An 18876-nucleotide genomic window follows, 5' to 3' on the forward strand; every position below is an offset into this window, starting at 1 on the left:
AGATAAGAGGGGAGCGAACGGGTTACAGAGAAGTGAATACCGAGTGATGTCCTTGCGCTAACAAGGGCACGCGTTGCAGGTAATTCGGTGATCGACCGGCGACAAACTCATCGACGGGGCGCCCCATCAGGGCATCGACTATGCGTGCGCTGGCCTTGCCATCGCCGTAAGGGTTAGCCGCCCGGGCAGACCGCCGCCATAACAGATCGTCGTCGAACAGCGCATTGACACCGCGAATGATCGTTTCCGGTGAAGTCCCGACCAGCCGCACAGTACCCGCAGCCACCGCTTCCGGGCGTTCGGTGACATCACGCATCACCAGTACCGGTTTGCCCAGGGACGGTGCTTCTTCCTGCACGCCACCGGAGTCGGTGAGAATCACGTGGGCACGCTGCATCAGGCGTACGAACGCCAGGTAGTCGAGGGGTTCGATCAAGTGCACGTTGGGCAAATCGCCCAGTTGTTCGGTTACCGGGCCCAGCACATTGGGGTTCAGATGCACCGGATAGACGATCTGGATATCCGCACGCCGCGCCAGATGGCGCAGGGCCTTGCAGATATCCAGGAAGCCGTCGCCAAAGTTCTCCCGACGATGACCGGTCACCAGCAACACCTTGCGCCCGGTCTGCAGGAACGAGAACTGCCGGTCCAGGCTGTCCCGCAGACCAGGGTCGTGGTCGATGCGTCGGGCAGTCATTTGCAAGGCGTCGATTACCGTATTGCCGGTCACCAGCGTATGCCCTTGCAGGCGTTCGCCCAGCAGGTTGTCGCGAGATTCGCAGGTCGGTGCAAACAGCAAATCCGCACCCAGGTCGATACAGCGCCGGTTCATTTCTTCCGGCCACGGGCTGTAGATATCACCGGTACGCAAGCCGGCTTCCACGTGGCCCACGGGGATGCGCCGATGAAAGGACGCCATCGCCGCGACCATGGCCGAGGTCGTATCGCCATGCACCAGCACCCGATCCGGCCGGGTCATTTCCAGCACCGGGTCGATCGCTGCGTATAACGCCGCGGTCAGCGAGTTCAGGGTCTGCTTCGGGGTCATGACATCAAGGGTGTAATCGGCCTTCAAGTCGAAAAGATCCAGCACCTGTTTAAGCATGCTTTGGTGTTGGCCAGTGATGCAGATCTGCGAATGAATGCCGGGCTCCGCAGCGAGAGCCTTGACCAGGGGCGCCATCTTGATGGCTTCCGGACGAGTGCCGAAAATCGAGAGGATCCTGATCGGTGAATGATGGCGAACGATGATGCCTTCCTTGCGCAGTTCTAATGCGCCGCATACCAGTCGAACCAGGCATGATTTCGTCCTGGATCAACTTGCGAGAGTTGAGATTGGTAAGGGTCGGAGTTATACGGGAGAGACTTGCCGATCACTAAAAGTTAGAGGCTAAGTTGCGTGACTGTCCGAAAGCGGCGCGATTATTAACATCAATGGCGATAAGGGCAAAGGTTATATGAAGTTTTTTTAATAATTTAATAACTGAAACTTTTCGCGTTATTGTAGGTCGCGAATTGCTTGCTCTATATTCTAGATATTGCTTTATGTTTATTCTGTTATCGACTGTTTTTTAAGTGAATTCTATTTGGTCTCCGTTCATCGCTACAGTGGAATTTGTTACGGTGAGTCCTGTCGTGCAAGCGCTGTCAGATAGGGTGAATAGGTCAGTAGAATGGCGCCTGTATATTGTCATGTTATGTGAGAAGAGCTTTAGGGGTTGTTTGAGTGGGAGTAAAAAGTTCCATCTAAAGATGGGGCGCTCACAATCCGCTGCCCAGCAGTTTTAGATATTCTGGACTTTCGGAAATCGAATTGTGCCCGACACCGGGTATAACCCGTAGCGACGCGACGCCTTTGGCGAAATGCATGTAGAGCCGATCGGTACTGGAACGCGGTATCACTTCATCACGCTCGGCCGCGATCAATAGCGTCGGCACTGTGATCCGAGGGGCGTATTTCCAGGAGTCGAAGGTGTCCTTGAGCAGCCACTTCACCGGGAAAATCGGGTACTGCCGCGCTCCGAGTTCTGTAAGGCTGTTGTAGGGCGTAATCAGCACCAGGCGTGCCGCCGGCCGTTGGCTGGCGAGGCGCACGGCGACCCCCGAGCCCAGGCTGCGACCGACCACGGCGATATGGGGATGGGTGGCATAGACCTGGTCAAACAGGGCCACGGCATCGCGCTGGATCGCCTCCTCGGAGGGCGACCCGGAACTGCCACCGTAGCCCCTGTAGTGCATCAGGTAGAGCGCATGATCCGGGAAGGCCTGGGCGAACCCGGGCAGGCTGCGGGACACGTCCTCGGCATTGCCGCCGAAATAGATCAACGCCTTGGCGCCGTCGCGCGGGCGCACCGAAACCAGCACCCGCGCATCGTCGACCGCCAGGGTCAGCAGCGCTGCCGAGGTGTCGATGGCGCGTGGTTGCGGGAAGTAGATGAGCGCCCGCTGGAATACGAACAATGCTACGCAGAGCACCAGGTACAGCGCTGCGACGATGACGACGAGAGACACCAGGGTGCGCGACATTCGGCTAACGTTAGTGGGCGGCATTGACTGCTCTGGGCCTGAAGGCTGCTATCGCCTGATAGCGGTCAAAGTGTAGTCGATCAATAACGCACGCACCGGGAGGGCACCCATGCCGATCGTTCTGAAGTGGCTCAACGTATTGCCATCGGAAAGAACGGCGCTGATGCTGGGATTTGCCTTTCATTTCTGTGTGCTTGCCAGCTACTACCTGGTACGACCGTTGCGCGATGCCCTGGGCCTGGAGGGCGGCGCCGACAAACTGCAGTGGCTGTTCACCGCCACTTTCCTGGTGATGCTGCTGATGGTGCCGCTGTTCGGCGCGCTGGTTTCGCGGCTTCCGGCCTCCCGTTTCGTGCCGTTGATCTATCGCTTGATCGCCTTGTCGATGCTGGTGTTTGGCGTGTTGATCGCCAACCACATCTCGCCGGTAGGCGTAGGGCGTGTGTTTTTCGTCTGGATAAGCATCTACAACCTGTTCATCGTCAGCATCTTCTGGAGCGTGCTGGTGGACCGTTTTTCCAGTGAACAGGGGCGCCGGCTGTTCGGCTTCGTCGCGGCGGGCGGTACCCTGGGCACGTTCATCGGGCCGTTGCTGGCGGCGACCATGGCCACCCATCTTGGCCCGGTAGCGTTGACCATTGCGGCGGCGATACTGCTGGAAGTCGCGGTGCGCTGTTATCGGGCATTGTTGTCCCGTACGCAGTCGCAGTCCGACAGTCGTCAACTGGATGATCGACGCATGGGTGGCAGCATATTGGCAGGCATCACCCTGATCCTGCGCTCGCGCTATCTGTTGGGGCTGGTTCTGTTCATGCTGTTGCACACCAGCGCCGCGACCTTGTTGTATTTTGAACAGGGACGGATCGTCGCCGGTAGCTATGCTGATGTTGCCAGCAGGACGCAGTTTTTCGCCGTCGTCGATTTGATCGTGTCGACACTGACCTTGATTTTTCAACTCATGCTGACGGCGCCGTTGATCCGATTGATTGGCGTCGGCGGGGCGCTTGCAGCCTTGCCAATGGCGACGATCGTGGCATTTACCGCCATGGCGCTTGCGCCCGTTCCGACAACGGTGGCTCTGGCACAGGGACTGCGCCGCGCGGTCGAGTTCGCCATCGTGCGGCCCGCGCGCGAAGTGCTGTGGACCGTGGTGAGTCGCGAAGAAAAGTACAAGGCCAAGAATGTCATCGAAACCCTGGTGTATCGCGGTGGCGATGCCGCCAGTGGCTGGCTGTCCGCCGGATTGACGGCGCTGGGCGCCGGGTTCGGTCTGGTGGCGCTGGTGATCGTGCCGTTTGCCGGGCTGTGGGGCTGGTTATGCCTGTGGTTGGCCAGGCGGCAACAGCAAAGCGCTGACAGCAAAAATGTGGAAGGGCCATTTCATGAGCCACACTGATGGATATACGCGTCGACGACTACTCACGCTGGCCGCCGGTGCTTCGGTGGTCTTCACCTTCGATCCGGCCTTCGCAGCGTCCCCGCCGTCGAAGGAAACAGGAGGCAAGAACATGCTGACCCGAGCCATCCCTTCCAGCACCGAGCCGTTGCCCGTCGTCGGGCTGGGCACTTATCGCGGCTTCGATGTCGCGCCTGGGGACCCTGCCTACAAGGATCTGCCGGCGGTGCTCAGTGCGTTGTTCCAGAAGGGCGGGACGGTGGTTGACAGCTCGCCGATGTATGGTCGCGCCGAACAGACCACCGGTGAATTGCTGTCGATCCATCAGCCGCGTTCGCCGGCCTTTCTGGCCACCAAGGTCTGGACCCGTGGCCGCGAAGAAGGCATCGCGCAGATGGAACAGTCTTTCAAATTGTTACAGACCGACCGCATCGATCTGATGCAGATCCACAACCTGCTGGACTGGAAAACCCACCTGCCGACCTTGCGCAAATGGAAGGAAGAAGGGCGCATCCGCTACATCGGCATCACCCATTACACGGCGTCGGCGTATGACGAGGTGGAAGCGGTGCTCAAGGCTGAACAGTTGGATTTCCTGCAGATCAACTATGCCCTGGATGATCGCAGCGTGGAGAAACGCCTGCTGCCATTGTGTCGCGAGCGCGGCGTGGCGGTGATCTGTAATCGCCCCTTCGGCGGTGGTGGCTTGATCGCTCGCTTGAAGGGCAAGCCGCTACCGGGATGGGCCGCACAAGTGGAGGTCGTTAGCTGGCCGCAACTGGCGCTCAAGTTCCTGCTGGCGCATCCGGCGGTGACCTGCGTCATTCCCGGGACGGGCAACCCGCGCTACATGGCAGAAAACGCCCGTGCCGGGTTTGGCCCGATGCTGACGGGGGCGCAGCGCGAGCAGTTGATCGATCTGGTGGGGTAGGTGGGGTATTACCCGGCCTTGGTCCATTTGATCAGATTGTTGCGCAGCGTCACGACCGCCTTCTGCATGTCCATGAACGCCTCCGGCGTCAGCCCGGTGGCGTCGGAGAGCCCCAGTTCCGGGCGGCCTTCGCGCAGCTGTCGACCTTCCTTCGTCAGGCTGATCCGTACCTGGCGCTCGTCCTCGGGATCGCGCTGGCGCTGCAGATAGCCCATCGCTTCGAGCTTCTTCAGGATCGGCGTCAGGGTGTTCGATTCCAGAAACAGCTTTTCGCCCAGGCTGCCGACGGTCTGATCGTCTTGTTCCCATAGCGCCACGATGGTGATGTATTGCGTGTAGGTCAGCCCAAGCTGTTCGAGAATCGGCTTGTAGGCCTTGCCGAACGCCAGGTTGGTGGAATAGACCGCAAAACACAGGAAGTCGGAGAGCTTCGGGTTGGCGGGTGCCGTCTTGTCGGTGGTTTTCATGTGCATCCTCTTTGGCCGAAGACTGGTGCTGGCAAAAAATGTGAAATATACCTCGTATGCGATTCTATCGGAATGAAACCCACTTGGGGTTGCGACCGGTTCGTCGGCGAAGGCGAACCGGTCACAGGATGGATCATGCCGTCAGGGCGTTAATGACCACATCGATATTGCCTCGCGTCGCCTTCGAGTACGGACAGATCTGGTCGGCAGCGTGCGCCAACTCCATCGCGACCTCTTGCGTCAGGCCCGGCACGCGCAGCGTCAAGCGCGCCTGGAGGAAGTAGGCCGCACCGGTCTGGCCCAGATCGACCTCGATAATAACGGCCAGATTCGAGGGGAGCGTCACCTTCATGTTTTTCGCCGCCAGCTCGACGGCGGCGGTGTAGCAGGCCGACCATGCGCCGGCGAACAGCTGCTCGGCGGTCGGGTGCGGCACGATGGCGGTGAACTCGTGTGCCAGTTTTGCGTTACCGGGCGACGAGAGCTGGATGTCGAGGCCATGGGCAGAGTTGCCGGCGTCGCTGAACGTCGTGTGGGTTTTGCCTGTTGCCAGTACTTTTTCGATCTTGTTCATGGATGAGTCCTCATTGTTTGGAAAGTTTAGTTGTTCGCATACGCTTTAAGCGTATGCGATATATATGGCATATCGAAGCTGCCGATCGATATCAACGCCGCGCGGTGCGTCATGCCGTGAGGACGTTCAGGGCCACGTCAATATTACCCCGCGTCGCCTTGGAGTACGGGCAAATCTGGTCGGCGGTATGCGCCAGCGTCGTCGCGACATCGTGCGCCAGACCTGGCACGCGCAGGGTCAATCGAGCCTGGAGGAAGTAGGCCGGACCGGTCTGGCCCAGATCGACTTCGATGTCGACGGACAGGTCAGAGGGCAGCACTACGTTCATCTCACCGGCCACCAGCCCGACGGCGGCGGTGTAGCAGGCCGACCATGCGCCGGCGAACAGTTGCTCGGCGGTCGGGTGCGGCTGGGTGGCTGCAAATACGTGGGCCGGTTTCGCGTTTCCGGGTGTCGACAGTGTGATGTCGAGGCTGCCGTCATGGCCGCGCGAGGTGGTGCCAGCGTTGCTGACGGTGGTGTGGGTTTTGCCGGTGGCCAGGACTTTTTCGATCTTGCTCATGGGTGAATCCTCAAAGGTTTGGAAAGCTGTGATTTATGTGTCGCATACGTTTGTATCGTATGCGATTGAAATAATATTCGCGCAGACGCCAATCGCTGTCAATAGATCCGGGGCGGGGTTCCCGACGAGTGGTCGGACAGACCCGTGCCGACATGTTTGACGGTATGCCGAATTCGTCATCGACCGAGCCTAAAGCGATCAAGCCGCAGGCTCTGGACTGGGCCAGTCTGGGCGGTCTGTCCTAGGAGTTGATCATGATCCGACTGTCCCTGGCCGAAGCTCGCGAGCTGGCCGAATCGATCTTGCTGCACAACGGTTTCAACCTCGCCCACGCCCGTGCGGTGAGCGACACGGTGATGGCCGGCGAGCGCGATGGCTGCGCCTCCCATGGTCTGTACCGGATATTGGGGTGCGTGAACTCACTCAGGGCCGGCAAGGTGCTGGCGGATGCCGAGCCGCGGGTGATCGACCTGGCTCCGTCGATCGTGCGGATCGATGCTGACGTTCGGCGGGCACAAGGGTTCGGCGCTGGCGGCTATGGTGGAGCTGATCGCCGGGCCATTGATCGGCGATCTGACCAGTGCTGAATCGCTGGCCTATGACGCCGGCAGCAAATCGTCGCCGTACCACGGCGAGCTGATCATCGCGCTCGATCCGCGGCGCTTCCTCGGCGAGGCCACCGAACAGCACCTGGCCCGGGCCGAAGTCATGTTCGATAGCATCCAGGGGCAGGGCGCCCGCTTGCCGTCGCAACGACGCTACGAGGCGCGAGCCCGTAGCCAGCTGGAGGGCGTGCAGATTCCCGAAGCCTTGTACCACGACTTGAAGGCACTGCTGGCCTGAATAAACGGGTTGCCCAGCCCAGCCTGTGGGAGCGAGCCTGCTCGCGAAGAGGCCATCAGATTCAACATTTTCGTTGACTGCCAGGCCGCTTTCGCGAGCAGTCCGGCCCGGCACTCACTCAGAGACCGACGTCCGGCAATTCAGGACGATTGGCCAGGGCCTTGGCCATGATCTGCTCGACGAACACCCGATCTGCTTCCGGCAGGGCCAGGCGTGGCGGACGGGTCAGGGCGCTGCCGCGACCGGCGATCGCTTCGCACAGCTTGATGCACTGCACCAGGTCGGCACGGGCATCGAGGTGCAGGATCGGCATCAGCCATTCGTAGATCGGCATGGCTTCGGCGAAGCGACCGGCCTTGGCCAGGCGGAAGATGGTTTCGCCTTCCTTGGGGAAGACGTTGGACATGCCCGAGACCCAGCCTTCGGCGCCCACCGCGATGCTTTCCAGCACCACGTCATCGAGGCCGGCGAACAGCACGAACCGGTCGCCGACTTCGTTGCGCACGTCGATGAAACGCCGGGTGTCGCCGGAGGAATCCTTGAAGCACACCACGTTGTCGCAGTCGGCCAGGGAAATCAGGATGTCCGGGGTGACGTCGTTTTTGTAGATCGGCGGGTTGTTGTAGACCATCAGCGGCACGTCGGCATGCGTGGCCACGTAGCGGTAGTGCTCGGCGGTCTCGAACGGCTTGGAACCGTAGACCAGCGCCGGCATCAGCATCACGCCGTCGACTCCGACCCGGCGCACCGCGTTAGCGACTTTGGCCGCTTGCACGCTGGTGAATTCAGCCACACCGCAGATCACCGGCACGCGGCCGCGGGAGGCATCGACCGCCACTTCGGTCACGGCGATTTTTTCTTCGGCGCTCAGCGAGGTGTTTTCCCCCACCGAACCGCACACCACCAGGCCCGAAACGCCGTCACGGATCACGTTGGAAATCACCTGGTGGGTTTTTTCCAGGTTGATGGAGAAGTCGTCGTTGAATTGAGTGGTCACCGCGGGGAAGACGCCACTCCAGTTAATGCGCTTGCTCATTGTTGCCTCCGGTTCGTTAATTGTATTTCGTATACGATATGTAAAATGACAATGCTCGGCTAGTGCTTTTTGCAAAATATACAGGGGGTTCCGTAGCCGTTTGTCCGGGAAATCTCAGGCGCCGGGCCAGGTGTCCGACAGGCGATAGCCCTGTGGCCAGGGATCGGCTGGATCGAGCAGCAGCTGATGGGTGCCAGTGATCCAGGCCCGGCCGGAAATGCACGGGTAGATCGCCGGGCGTCCAGCCACTTCCGTCAGCGAATCGATGCGGCAGTGGAACTCGGAGCCGATGATCGAACGCCCGATAAAACGCTCGCCCACTTGCATCAAGCCTTTGGCCTGCAACACCGCCATCCGTGCCGAACAGCCGGTGCCGGTGGGGGAGCGGTCGATCTTGCCGGGTTGAATCACTACCGCGTTGGCGCCGGTGGCGACGCCATGTTCCATGACGATGGGCGCGGCGATCTGGCAAAAGGAAATATGTGACCACTCGGGGTTCAGCGGGTGGACAAAGCCCAGTTGTTCATTGGCCGCGCGGGTGATTTTCAGCCCGACCTCAACCAGCTCGGCCGCCTCGTCGGGACGAATGGCAAAGCCCAGGCCCTTGGCGTCGGCGATCACAAAACTGTCGCCGCCGTAAGCCGTGTCGACCTGCAATGAGCCAATACCTTCGACTTCGATCCAGGCGTCAAGGCGGTCAGCGAAAGAGGGCACGTTCTTGATTTCTACCCGTTCGACCTTGCCGTCACGGCAATCGGCCACGGCCTCGATCAGGCCGCCGGGGGCTTCGAGCACCAGCCGGGTTTGCGGTTCGGTCATCGGCAGGATGCCGCTGTCGAGCAGCACCGTGGCGACGCACAACGAGTTGGAACCGGACATTGGTGGGGTGTCCGCCGGTTCCATGATGATCCAGGCCATCTGTGCCCGGGGATCCTTGGCCGGCACCAGCAGGTTGACGTGGCGGAACACGCCGCCGCGGGGTTCGTTGAGCACGAAGTTGCGCAGGGTCTGATCCTTGGCGATCCAGCGCGACTGTTCCCACACGGTGGCGCCGGGGGGAGGGGCGACGCCGCCGACAATCACATCGCCGACCTCGCCTTCGGCGTGGCAGCTGACTACATGGATGACTTTCGATGAGCGCATGGCTTAATCCTTCTATTGCCTGTTGGGGCCTCATCGCGGGCTTGCCCGCGATGGGGCCATCCATTACTTCACTGATTTGAGAAACGCCGCAGTCTCCGCCTGCACCGGATTCCCAATCACCTGATCCGGCGAACCAATCTCATGCACCCGCCCATTGCGAAAGAACGCCACGCGGTCGGACACATCCCGGGCAAAGCGGATTTCGTGGGTCACCAGGACCATGGTCATGCCGTCTTCGGCGAGCATGCGCATGGTGTCCAGCACCTCGCCCACCAACTGCGGGTCGAGGGCCGAGGTGGCTTCGTCGAACAGCATGTAGTCCGGTGACATGGCCAGGGCACGGGCGATGGCCATGCGCTGCTGCTGGCCGCCGGAGAGCTTGCCGGGGAAAGCCTTGAGCTTGTCGCCGAGACCGACGTGAGTCAGTTGCCGGACCGCCAGCGCTTCAGCTTCTGCCTTGCTTTTACCCAGCACTTTGCGCGGCGCCAGCATCACGTTTTCCAGCACGGTCAGGTGCGGGAAGGCGTTCCATTGCTGGAATACGATGCCGATCTTCTGCCGCAGGCGATTGAGGTCGGTGGCGCTGTGGTGGACCTCGACGCCATCGACGCGGATGTTGCCTTTCTGGATCGGCTCCAGGCCGTTGATGCACATCAGCAGGGTCGATTTGCCCGAGCCGGAGCCGCCGATGATCGACACCACCTCGCCCTTGTTCACCGTCAGGCTGACGCCCTTGACCACGTCGAGGTTGCCGAAGGATTTATGTACGTTGTCGATCTCAATCATTTTCTTGCCACCTTCTTTCCAGACGAGCACCGAGGCGCGCGACCACCAGGCTCATGACGTAATAGATGAGGCCCGCAACACACAGCACCAGCAGCGGTTCCTGGATGCGGGTGACGATGGTTTGCGAAGCGCGCAGCAATTCGACGATGCCGATCCACATCACCAGCGCGGTGTCTTTCATCACGCTGAGCACCAGGTTCAGCCAGCCGGGGAAAGCCACCCGCGTGGCCATCGGCAGGACGATCCAGCGCAGGTCCTGCAGGAAACTCAAACCCAGGGAGCGACTGGCCCGGCGCAGGGTGAACGGCACCGAGAGCACGCCGCTGCGTACGATCTCGGTGAAGTACGCGGCGGCGTAGACCCCGAGCACGATGCAACCGACGCTGAAGGCGCTGATGTTCAGGCCGACGATACTTTTCAGGGAGTTGAACAACACGAACTGGATCAGCAACGGCACGCTGCGAAACACGTCCAGCACCCAGGCGAGCGGCAGGCTGGCACGCGGCAGCAGCGCCCGCAGCAGGCCGAACAACAGCCCGGCGCAAGAGCCGAGGATGATCGACCAGAACGTCAGTTGCAGGGTGACCCAGGCGCCATCGAGCAGAAACAGCAGGTCGTTCCAGGAAAAACCGGTGGAGAACATGCTCACCTCCTCAGTAACGGAACAGCCGCCAGGCCATCAGCCGGGCTGCCGCGACGATCGCCTTGGCGATCAGGTAATACAGCGCCGCGGCGATGGCGAAGTACTCGAAGGTGCGGAACGTCTTGACGTTGTAGTCCTGGGTCACGCCGGTGAGGTCATTGTTCAGTCCAACGATCACTCCCAGGGACGTCATCAGCACCGCCCAGACCATCTGGTTGCTCAGGGGGTAGAACACGATCCGCAGCAGCTGCGGGACGATGATCATCCGGTAGGCCTGGAACGCACTCATGCCCAGCGAGCGCGCGGCGCGCACCTGGGTATCGGGCACGGCCTTGAGGCCGCCGCGAAAGTTTTCCGCAAGATAACCGGCATTGTTGAAGGTGATCCCGGCCAGCAGGGCGAACCAGGAGCTGACATGCAAGCCGAGCGAGCCGAGGCCGAAGTACAGGACGTAGATCTGGAACAGCGACGGGGTGTTGCGGGCGATCGATACCCAGCCGTTGCCGACACCGCGCAACAGCGGGTTTTTGGTTTCGCGCATCACTGTCAAAGCCAGGGCGATCAGCACACCGAAGATCATCGACAGCGCGGCGGTCTCGAAGGTGACCCAGGCGCCGGCCAGCATGTCCGGCAGGGCGCGCAGGGTCGCGCGCCATTGGAAGGTGTAGTCAAACATGCGCGGGAATCTCCAGTGAGGCGGCGGGTTGCAACCAGGCCGGCAGGCGACCGCTGGCCCTGGCGCTGCAGGCGGCGTCGACGCATTCGGCGAGGTTGGCGAAGTGCACCTTGCGTCCCACCAGGCCGGGGGCGTAATGGGCGTACTTGCCGGAGTTGGTCATCAAGGTTTTTGCCGCCAGCGGGATCACCGGTTCACCGAGCATGCACCAGCAGGTGTCGGTGACCAGGGTCGCGCCGAAGGCTTCGATCACGGCGATATGCCCGGCCTCGCGGGCCTGCTCCAGCACGGCACGGCCGCAGGTAATTGCGAGGACCACGTCAGGGTGCTTGTGTCGACCCCGGCACAGTCGCGCCAGGTGGGCAAACTCGCTGAGGGAGAAATGCGGGTTACCCAGCGAGACCACATCCACCCGGCTGTCGCGGGCACTGTTGAGCTCACGCCAGCTGCGTAGCAGGTCTTTCAGGTAAATGGTTTCCACCGGCAGGGGGACGTCCGGCTCCAGCACTTGCGCGGGGTCGAGTGCCTCCGGTGTCACCCCGGCGATATGAAACAACGGCGCGGCGGAGGTGGTGGCGAAGGCCGCGCCGAAGGCTTTCAAATCGTCCAGGCTCGGCTTGCGCTGCTCCAGCCCCAACACCAAAGGAATCCGGCTGCCGGCCAGGGCGCCGATGTGGTAGCCGAGCAGCGGGTAGAAGGCATCGTCCAGTTCACCCAGCACGGGCAATTCGATTTGCAGCCTCGCCTTGCGTTGCGCATCCAGATGGCAGCCGATCAGAGGCGCGCGGCCGGTCAGGGCGATGCAGATATCCAGGTAGTCCGGGTATTTCAGGGTGCGCGCACCGAGCACGCTGTTGGCGTAGACCACCGCGTTGGATTCGGCCCAGACGATCTGCTCGCCAGCCTTCGGCGCGCTGTCGAGCAAGTAGGGCGCGCAGGTGAAACTGAGCTGCGCCCCCATCGCCATGTAGGCATCGCCCAAGGCACTGGCCGGTTCGCCCAGCGCCGGATCGATGCCCAACTCACGCCAGCGACGCTGGTCCACGGAGATCGAATTGAGGGTGGTCGGCACCCGCACTTGTGCTCCCCACTGCACCAGCTGTTCGGCAAAGCGCAGGCTCGCCGGCCCCGTATAGATGCAGCCGTCGATGTGCGCCTGGGTGACATCCACCAGGTTGCGCGCGCCTTGCAGTTCGGCCATGCGCAGCACGATCTGCATGGCCACCTGGGCAGCCTTGCCCTGCGCGCCGTCGAGCAGCGCCTGATCGTGTTCGGTGAGTTCGATAGCGGTGCTTTTTTCTGCTGTCTGCAACGGACTCTCGAGTGCCTGCCAGGCATCGCCCGGCAGGTGTTCGAACACGGTCACCGTTGATGCTTCGACCCGAGCAAAGGCCTTGCCGCGCAAGGTGGCGAAGGCCCCCCGGGCGATGCACAGCACCGGCAGGGAACGCTCGAAAATGGTCTGTGCCACGAGCACGCCCAGGGTCAGGATCTCATCGGGTTCGGCCAGCACCAGTGCGGCCGGCGCATGACCATTACTGATCAGTTCCATCAGCACACTGCTGCCGGTGCACGAGCCGCGACCGCTGGGAATGGCCAGCACCCGACCGGCCAGGTATTCGCCGCTGAGCGGGTGGTGCCGGTCGATGATCTCGCCGCTGTACGGGTCGACCCCGCCCCAGAAACTCAAACCGACATCGGCGAACAACAGGGCACCCTCGGCGGCGCCCGCGACCAGGCTGCGACCGGTCAGAGCAGTGGACCTGGGCATGCCGGACACCTCAGTAGTAGACCTTGGGCACGGTCAGGTCGGTGGGTGAAATCTCGGTACCGACCCATTTGGTGAATAGCTCATTGTATCGACCGCTGCGTACCTGCTGATTGACGAACAGATTGAGGTAGTTAAGCAGGCCGTACTCGTTGCGCTTGGCGCCCAGGGAGACGTAGTCGATGGTGTATGGCGCGTTGCCGGCGATTTTCAGGTTCTTGTATTTGCCTGACTTGATGGTGGCGGCGGCCACGGTATTGGTCACCACAGTAGCGTCGATGTGACCCTGGGCGACGGCCAGCAAGGTGTCGTTCTGCGACTGATAGGCGCGGAAGGTGCCGCTGCCCCAGTGCTTCACGTCTTTTTCCAGGGCGATGGCTTCATAGGTGCCGCTGGTATTGCCCAGGGCTTTGCCCTTGATGTCGGCGAAGCTGTTGATGCCGGTGTTGTCGCGGGTCAGCACCACCATCTGGAACGCGAAGTAGGGCACGGTCAGGCCGACGGTCTTGGCCCGCTCGAGGGTGTCGGAGGTGGAGGCGACGATCACGTCGGCGCGCCCGGAGACCAGTGCCGGAATGCGATCCGGGAAGGGCGTTTCCACCACCTCGGCGTCGACCCCGAGGATTTTCGCCAGATCGTTGCAGTAGTCGACGTCAAAGCCGGCGGGGTTGTTGCCTTCATCGCGAAAACCCATGGGGGGGAAATCCAGGGTCACGGCGCAGCGCAGCTTGCCTGAGCCAATGATGTCGTCGAGCTTGTCAGCCTGGGCGGTGGCGATGAAGGAGGTACTGAGAACAGCGCTGAGGGCTACGGCAAATGCGGGGTTTTTCATAGAGGCCTCGTTAGGTGATGTGCTGTCAGATATCGTATTGTGGATTTCGTATACGATATTAACAATAGCAATGGACGTGCCTGTTTTCCTCTCCAGGGCAGAATTATTTGTCAGCCCTTGAGTCAGACGGGTTGAGCGGCCGGAAGGAGGCAGCAGCGCGTTGGTGCGCAGAAGGGAGGTGTTACAGAAGGGAGCACAGGTGTGCCCGCTGGCGCCCCTTAAAGGAACACACTAGCGACGGCTGTCGCGATATTGGCTGGGCGCCAGGCTGGTCAAGGCACGGAACTGCCGACTGAAGGCGCTGTGGTCGGTGTAACCGCAACGCAGGGCGATCTCGGTGATGGGCAGGTCGGTATGCAGCAACAGCCGTGAGGATTCTTCCAGGCGTGCCTTGTGAATCATTTGCCGTGGGGTGAGCTGGAACACCCGTTTACAGTGGCGTTCCAGTTGCGCCACGGAGTACCCGGCAATTGCCGTCAGCTCGGCAAGGCTGATGGGACGGGCGAAGTGGTTGCGGATATGCGCGTCCACCGCGGCGAGTTTCTGGAAGGCCGGATGGTTGGACTGTGGCAGTTGCAGGTCGCGGGAGATGCCGGCCAGGCCGACGATATGACCCTGTTGGTCGCGCAATGCGAGTTTGTGGGTCAGGCACCAGACCGGCTGGTTACCGAAATACAGGTGCAGTTCGAGCTGGTCGGCCAGCTCGCGGCCGGTGGCAAGGACCCGGCGATCCTGCTCGGTGTACAGCGGACCGAAGCGTTGCGGAAAGACCATGTCGGCGGTGCGTCCGAGCAGCTCGTCAGTGTGTTTGAAACCGCAGCGCCGTGCCAGCGTCTGGTTGACGAAGGCATAGCGCGCCTCGCTGTCCTTGATGAAAAACACCACGTCCGACAGGGTATCGAGCAGCGCCGCGATCGGTTGCAGACTGCTCAGCAGGGTCGGCAGGTCGCAGGGTTTGAAGGTAGTGAGCGAGGCATACATGGCGCTGGGCGTCTGGTGGCAATGCCCGGGATCATAAAGACTCGGCAGCGGACCCGGAAGCCCCGGGCCGGCATTCAACCTGGCGGGGTTTCGTCCAGGCACAATAAGGTCTCGATGCGCGCCGGACTGAATGGCGGTCGTGGCGCCGAAGGTTGCCAGCCGAACAAGTGCTGCGTTGCGCCGCCGCACACCCGGCCCTGGCAGGCGCCCATGCCGCAACGGCTGGCCAGTTTAGCCTCGCGCCAACCCGTATGCCCGGCCAGTGCCCCGTAGGATACGTCTTCGCAGCGGCACACCAGGGTATCAGCCTGTGCCAGCGATTTGAGTTGCGGGTCGAGTGTGAACGCTTGGTTCAGGGCGTCGGCAAAACCCTGCCAGCGCGCCCGACGCGGCCACAATGCCCGGGCCGCTGCCCTGTCGCCGACGGCAGCGAGGCCGGCGATCGCACCTTCGACCAACGCCAGCTCACTGCCGCCGAAACCGGTGCATTCACCCGCCGCGTAGTGATCGGCGCGGCTGCTGGCCTGCCAGGTATCGATGGCCAGCGCCTGGCCGTCGAGCTCGCAGCCCAAGGCCTGGCCAAGCTGGGTGTTGGGGATCAAACCGAAGCCGCACGCCAGGCGATCGCATTGCAGTTCGACGATTTTTCCCTGTTGTTTCAGGCGTACGCCTTCCAGGCGGTCATTGCCCAGAGCGGCCAGTACGTGGGTCCCGCTCCGATAATGACGGTCGAACAAGGTGAACGACTGCAGCAGTTTGTGCGGCCAGCGTGGCAGTTGCGCAGCGAAACCGGCGACGGCGGCGGTGGAGGCTTGCTCGGTAATGCGCAGCACCTGGGCGCCGTTGTGTTTCGCGGTGGCGGCGCTGGCCAGCAGCAACGGCCCGCTACCGGCGATCACCAGGCGCTCGCCGTGCACGGGCAGGCCGCCCTTGATCAAAGCCTGCAGGCCACCCGCGCCCGTCACGCCGGGCAGCGTCCAGCCGGGGAAGGGCAGCAGCAACTCCCGGGCGCCGGTACACAGAATCAGTTTGTCGTAGCCGATCAGCCAGCCACGATCGAGGTCTTCAACCAACAAGACTTTCGGGCCGGCACAGGCAATCACTCGAGTGTCAGAGTAGCGGCGGATGTTGCTGCATGCCTGCAGTCGCTCGCGAAGGTGACGCGCCTGCTTCGGCAGGTTGGCCTGAGGCCCGTCACGCCAGATTTGCCCACCCGGCAACGGGTTGTCGTCGAGCAGGACGATGCGGGCATGGCTTGGCGCCGCAGCGAGCGCCGCGGCCACGCCGGCGGGACCGGCGCCGATGATCAGCAGATCGGCATAGTCGCTCATGCTTGAGTCTCCACGCGCATGCCGTCACGGCACAGTGTCTGGCAGGCGAGCCGTCGTCGGCCGTTGATCGTCACCCGGCATTCCTGGCAAATGCCCATGCCGCACAGCGGAGCGCGGCGCTGGCCACTGACCGAGGTGCGACTGCAACCATCCCCGCCCAGCGCCAGTGCCGCCGCGACACTGGTCCCTTCAGCCACCTTCAACGCCTGGCCGTGCAGGATCAATTCAGGCATACACCGACTCCTCGAGAAAACGCTGCGGCAGATAAGGTTGCGCCGCCAGTGGCGGCGTTTCGTTGAACAGTTGCGCGGCCAAGAGATCGGCCGTACCCGGGGCGGTAGTGACACCCAGCCCCTCGTGCCCGACCGCCAGCCATAAGCCTTTGCGGTGCGGATGCGGGCCCACCAGCGGCAGGCCGTCGGGACTCGCGGCGCGAAAGCCGGTCCAGGCGCGGATGCCGTTGAGCGCGACCAGCCCCGGCATGTACTCGGTGGCGCGCCTGAGCATTTTCGCCAGCATCCAGCCTTCGACCTGCGGGTCGGTGGTGCCGAACTGCCGTGACGCGCCGATGAACAGCTGCCCGGTCGGCCGGGGCTGGATGTTGCAGGCGGTCGACGGGCCCGTGGCGTTGTGGGCGCTGGTGACATAACCCAGTTCCACCAGGGTATGGGTGACTGTTCCGGGGTAGCGATCGGTGATCAGCAAGTGGCCTTTTTTCGGCTCGATCGGCAACTCGGGGCAGAGCTCGCTGGCCTGGATGCCGTTGGCCAGCACCACCGCATCGGCACTTAGCCAGTGGCCGTCGTCGAGGCGCACGCGGTGGCCATCGACTTCGCTGACCCGCGCCCGGTGTTGGCTGATGTTGGGTGAATCGAGCATCCAGCGCGCAGTCGCCGGGGCATAGAGGATGCCGTCGCCCTTGATCAGCAGGCCGCCTTCCAGGCCTTCGCGCAGTTGCGGTTCGCGCTGGCGCAAGGCACTGCTGCCAATCAATTCACAGGCCACGCCTTGTTCCTGAAGGTTGCGGTATTTGCTTTGGGCGACCGCCATTTCTTCAGCATTGGCCGCCAGCCACAGCGTGCCGTTGCTGCGGTAGGCGCAGTCGTCCGGCAAGGCCGGCGCCTGTTCGCGCCAGCGTTGCAGGGAGTATTGGCTGAGCGCCAGCTCTGCCGGGTTGTCATCGAGCACCAGCAGGTGGCCCATGCCCGCCGCCGTAGCGCCGGGCAGGCCGGCGTCCAGCACCCGCACGCGCACGCCGCGCCGGGCCAGCGCCTGGGCACAGGCGGCGCCGATGATGCCGGCACCGATCACGATCACATCGGCCACCCGGCCCTCGCTCACGGGCGAATGCCCCAGGCGAACGGGTCGTCCTGTTCGATGATCAGACTGGCTTCGGCGCTGATGTAGGCCCGGCCGCGAATGGTCGGCACGATGCGCTCGCCGTGGATCTCGTAGGAGCCCTCGAACTCGCTGCCGATGACACTGGCCTGGCGCCAGATCTGTCCCGGCTGCAATTTATCGTCGGCCGCCAGGCACGCCAGTTTGGCACTGGTTCCGGTGCCGCAGGGCGAACGGTCGTAGGCCTTGCCGGGGCAGAGCACGAAGTTGCGGCTGTCGGCGTGCTCGTCCTCGGCGAACAGCTCGACGTGGTCGATCAAGCCGCCGTCTTCGCCGCGAATGCCCTGGACCTCCAGGGCTTGCTGCACGGCGAAGGTATAGGCGGTCAGCGCCTCGAGATTGTCGCCGACAATGCGCAGACCGTGCTCGGCGATCAGGAAAAACCAGTTCCCACCCCAGGCAACATCGCCGGTCACCTGACCGATTCCCGGTACCTGCAGCGACAGCGCTTTGCGATAACGGTAGGCAGGCACATTGCGCACGCTGACCGAGCCGTCTTCGTGCAGCGTCGCCTGTACCGTGCCCACCGGCGTCTCGATGCTGTGCACGCCCGGGCCGATCTTGCCCAAGTGCGCCAGCGAGGCCACCAGGCCGATGGTGCCGTGGCCGCACATCCCGAGGTAACCGCTGTTGTTGAAGAAAATCACCCCGGCACAGGCGCTCGGGTCCACCGGCTCGCAGAGCAGTGCGCCGACCAGGACGTCACTGCCCCGTGGTTCGAGCATGCAGGCGGCGCGCCAGTGATCATGCTGTTCGGCCAGGCGCTGTCGACGTTCGGCCATGCTGCCGTTGCCCAGCTCGGGAAAACCGGCGGTCACCAGGCGGGTGGGTTCGCCGCCGGTGTGGGAGTCGATCACGGTGATGCGTTTCATGGGAGGGCCACGTCCGTTCAGTTGAGTGAACGAAAGAGTGGCCTCTGAAGGTGCTTGCCGGCTTGATGGTTTTACTCGGCGCCTATGACGAAATCGGCACAGCCGGGCACG

Annotated in this window: 19 protein-coding genes and 1 pseudogene; 3 read left to right on the forward strand and 17 right to left on the reverse strand. The window is 62.5% G+C overall.

What is annotated here, in order from left to right:
* Positions 1-22: 22 nt before the first annotated feature.
* Positions 23-1183, reverse strand: coding sequence for a non-hydrolyzing UDP-N-acetylglucosamine 2-epimerase (wecB, locus tag ACA067_RS12335; protein ID WP_497462008.1), 1161 nt, complete (start codon positions 1181-1183; stop codon positions 23-25).
* 578 nt (positions 1184-1761) lie between these two features.
* A complete protein-coding gene (locus tag ACA067_RS12340; RefSeq protein ID WP_497462009.1) occupies positions 1762-2550 on the reverse strand; it encodes an alpha/beta hydrolase in 789 nt (262 codons plus the stop codon).
* Positions 2551-2635: 85 nt separating this feature from the next.
* Here ACA067_RS12340 and ACA067_RS12345 point away from each other — a divergent pair, with 85 nt between their 5' ends.
* Positions 2636-3922, forward strand: a complete 1287-nt coding sequence (locus ACA067_RS12345; protein WP_497462010.1) for an NTP/NDP exchange transporter — start codon at positions 2636-2638, stop codon at positions 3920-3922.
* Complete coding sequence (locus tag ACA067_RS12350; protein WP_497462011.1) at positions 3909-4853, forward strand: aldo/keto reductase; 945 nt, start codon at positions 3909-3911, stop codon at positions 4851-4853. The genes ACA067_RS12345 and ACA067_RS12350 overlap by 14 nt, the downstream gene beginning before the upstream one ends.
* An 8-nt stretch (positions 4854-4861) precedes the next feature.
* Here the strand turns inward: ACA067_RS12350 and ACA067_RS12355 are convergent, their stop codons facing one another.
* The 3 genes from ACA067_RS12355 to ACA067_RS12365 form a co-directional block, all read right to left on the reverse strand.
* The gene (locus ACA067_RS12355; RefSeq protein ID WP_497462012.1) at positions 4862-5320 is read right to left on the reverse strand and encodes a MarR family winged helix-turn-helix transcriptional regulator; all 459 of its coding nucleotides are present in this window, start codon (positions 5318-5320) and stop codon (positions 4862-4864) included.
* Between the two features lie 133 nt (positions 5321-5453).
* Positions 5454-5894, reverse strand: coding sequence for an Ohr family peroxiredoxin (locus ACA067_RS12360; RefSeq protein ID WP_497462013.1), 441 nt, complete (start codon positions 5892-5894; stop codon positions 5454-5456).
* Between the two features lie 109 nt (positions 5895-6003).
* Entirely contained in the window at positions 6004-6456 is a 453-nt protein-coding gene (locus ACA067_RS12365; protein WP_497462014.1) for an Ohr family peroxiredoxin, read from the reverse strand.
* Positions 6457-6710: 254 nt separating this feature from the next.
* Between ACA067_RS12365 and ACA067_RS12370 the strand changes: the two are divergent.
* A pseudogene (locus ACA067_RS12370) lies at positions 6711-7299 on the forward strand (Ldh family oxidoreductase).
* Between the two features lie 118 nt (positions 7300-7417).
* Here ACA067_RS12370 and ACA067_RS12375 read toward each other — a convergent pair.
* The 12 genes from ACA067_RS12375 to ACA067_RS12430 all read right to left on the reverse strand — a co-directional run bounded on the left by ACA067_RS12375 (position 7418) and on the right by ACA067_RS12430 (position 18765).
* Positions 7418-8335 carry a dihydrodipicolinate synthase family protein gene (locus tag ACA067_RS12375; protein ID WP_497462015.1) on the reverse strand — a complete coding sequence of 306 codons (918 nt, stop codon included), beginning with the start codon at positions 8333-8335 and terminating at the stop codon, positions 7418-7420.
* A 114-nt stretch (positions 8336-8449) separates the two neighbouring features.
* On the reverse strand, positions 8450-9478 hold the full coding sequence (locus ACA067_RS12380; RefSeq protein ID WP_497462016.1) for a trans-3-hydroxy-L-proline dehydratase: 1029 nt from the start codon (positions 9476-9478) through the stop codon (positions 8450-8452).
* Positions 9479-9541: 63 nt separating this feature from the next.
* Entirely contained in the window at positions 9542-10264 is a 723-nt protein-coding gene (locus ACA067_RS12385; RefSeq protein ID WP_497462017.1) for an amino acid ABC transporter ATP-binding protein, read from the reverse strand.
* On the reverse strand, positions 10257-10907 hold the full coding sequence (locus tag ACA067_RS12390) for an amino acid ABC transporter permease (protein ID WP_497462018.1): 651 nt from the start codon (positions 10905-10907) through the stop codon (positions 10257-10259). The genes ACA067_RS12385 and ACA067_RS12390 overlap by 8 nt, the downstream gene beginning before the upstream one ends.
* A 10-nt stretch (positions 10908-10917) precedes the next feature.
* Positions 10918-11583 carry an amino acid ABC transporter permease gene (locus ACA067_RS12395; RefSeq protein ID WP_497462019.1) on the reverse strand — a complete coding sequence of 222 codons (666 nt, stop codon included), beginning with the start codon at positions 11581-11583 and terminating at the stop codon, positions 10918-10920.
* Entirely contained in the window at positions 11576-13354 is a 1779-nt protein-coding gene (gene lhpI, locus ACA067_RS12400) for a cis-3-hydroxy-L-proline dehydratase (RefSeq protein ID WP_497462020.1), read from the reverse strand. Before lhpI ends, ACA067_RS12395 begins: the two co-directional genes overlap by 8 nt.
* A gap of 10 nt (positions 13355-13364) precedes the next feature.
* Positions 13365-14183: an ABC transporter substrate-binding protein gene (locus ACA067_RS12405; protein ID WP_497462021.1), complete on the reverse strand. Its 819-nt coding sequence runs from the start codon at positions 14181-14183 to the stop codon at positions 13365-13367.
* 231 nt (positions 14184-14414) lie between these two features.
* Complete coding sequence (locus ACA067_RS12410; RefSeq protein WP_497462768.1) at positions 14415-15164, reverse strand: PAS domain-containing protein; 750 nt, start codon at positions 15162-15164, stop codon at positions 14415-14417.
* 74 nt (positions 15165-15238) lie between these two features.
* Positions 15239-16495 (reverse strand): FAD-dependent oxidoreductase, encoded by a 1257-nt coding sequence (locus tag ACA067_RS12415; RefSeq protein WP_497462022.1) that lies wholly within the window; start codon positions 16493-16495, stop codon positions 15239-15241.
* Positions 16492-16728, reverse strand: coding sequence for a (2Fe-2S)-binding protein (locus ACA067_RS12420; protein ID WP_497462023.1), 237 nt, complete (start codon positions 16726-16728; stop codon positions 16492-16494). The genes ACA067_RS12415 and ACA067_RS12420 overlap by 4 nt, the downstream gene beginning before the upstream one ends.
* A complete protein-coding gene (locus ACA067_RS12425) occupies positions 16721-17836 on the reverse strand; it encodes an NAD(P)/FAD-dependent oxidoreductase (RefSeq protein ID WP_497462024.1) in 1116 nt (371 codons plus the stop codon). Before ACA067_RS12425 ends, ACA067_RS12420 begins: the two co-directional genes overlap by 8 nt.
* Positions 17833-18765, reverse strand: coding sequence for a 4-hydroxyproline epimerase (locus ACA067_RS12430; RefSeq protein ID WP_497462025.1), 933 nt, complete (start codon positions 18763-18765; stop codon positions 17833-17835). Before ACA067_RS12430 ends, ACA067_RS12425 begins: the two co-directional genes overlap by 4 nt.
* Positions 18766-18876 lie beyond the last annotated feature (111 nt).

Source organism: Pseudomonas sp. LBUM1674 (assembly GCF_059695635.1).

What these genes read in the sequence shown, in the direction of transcription:
- wecB (WP_497462008.1), bottom strand. Translation starts at nt 1,183, where the DNA reads ATGGCGCCCCTGGTCAAGGCTCTCGCTGCGGAGCCCGGCATTCATTCG.
- ACA067_RS12340 (WP_497462009.1), bottom strand. Translation starts at nt 2,550, where the DNA reads ATGCCGCCCACTAACGTTAGCCGAATGTCGCGCACCCTGGTGTCTCTC.
- ACA067_RS12345 (WP_497462010.1), top strand. Translation starts at nt 2,636, where the DNA reads ATGCCGATCGTTCTGAAGTGGCTCAACGTATTGCCATCGGAAAGAACG.
- ACA067_RS12350 (WP_497462011.1), top strand. Translation starts at nt 3,909, where the DNA reads ATGAGCCACACTGATGGATATACGCGTCGACGACTACTCACGCTGGCC.
- ACA067_RS12355 (WP_497462012.1), bottom strand. Translation starts at nt 5,320, where the DNA reads ATGAAAACCACCGACAAGACGGCACCCGCCAACCCGAAGCTCTCCGAC.
- ACA067_RS12360 (WP_497462013.1), bottom strand. Translation starts at nt 5,894, where the DNA reads ATGAACAAGATCGAAAAAGTACTGGCAACAGGCAAAACCCACACGACG.
- ACA067_RS12365 (WP_497462014.1), bottom strand. Translation starts at nt 6,456, where the DNA reads ATGAGCAAGATCGAAAAAGTCCTGGCCACCGGCAAAACCCACACCACC.
- ACA067_RS12375 (WP_497462015.1), bottom strand. Translation starts at nt 8,335, where the DNA reads ATGAGCAAGCGCATTAACTGGAGTGGCGTCTTCCCCGCGGTGACCACT.
- ACA067_RS12380 (WP_497462016.1), bottom strand. Translation starts at nt 9,478, where the DNA reads ATGCGCTCATCGAAAGTCATCCATGTAGTCAGCTGCCACGCCGAAGGC.
- ACA067_RS12385 (WP_497462017.1), bottom strand. Translation starts at nt 10,264, where the DNA reads ATGATTGAGATCGACAACGTACATAAATCCTTCGGCAACCTCGACGTG.
- ACA067_RS12390 (WP_497462018.1), bottom strand. Translation starts at nt 10,907, where the DNA reads ATGTTCTCCACCGGTTTTTCCTGGAACGACCTGCTGTTTCTGCTCGAT.
- ACA067_RS12395 (WP_497462019.1), bottom strand. Translation starts at nt 11,583, where the DNA reads ATGTTTGACTACACCTTCCAATGGCGCGCGACCCTGCGCGCCCTGCCG.
- lhpI (WP_497462020.1), bottom strand. Translation starts at nt 13,354, where the DNA reads ATGCCCAGGTCCACTGCTCTGACCGGTCGCAGCCTGGTCGCGGGCGCC.
- ACA067_RS12405 (WP_497462021.1), bottom strand. Translation starts at nt 14,183, where the DNA reads ATGAAAAACCCCGCATTTGCCGTAGCCCTCAGCGCTGTTCTCAGTACC.
- ACA067_RS12410 (WP_497462768.1), bottom strand. Translation starts at nt 15,164, where the DNA reads ATGTATGCCTCGCTCACTACCTTCAAACCCTGCGACCTGCCGACCCTG.
- ACA067_RS12415 (WP_497462022.1), bottom strand. Translation starts at nt 16,495, where the DNA reads ATGAGCGACTATGCCGATCTGCTGATCATCGGCGCCGGTCCCGCCGGC.
- ACA067_RS12420 (WP_497462023.1), bottom strand. Translation starts at nt 16,728, where the DNA reads ATGCCTGAATTGATCCTGCACGGCCAGGCGTTGAAGGTGGCTGAAGGG.
- ACA067_RS12430 (WP_497462025.1), bottom strand. Translation starts at nt 18,765, where the DNA reads ATGAAACGCATCACCGTGATCGACTCCCACACCGGCGGCGAACCCACC.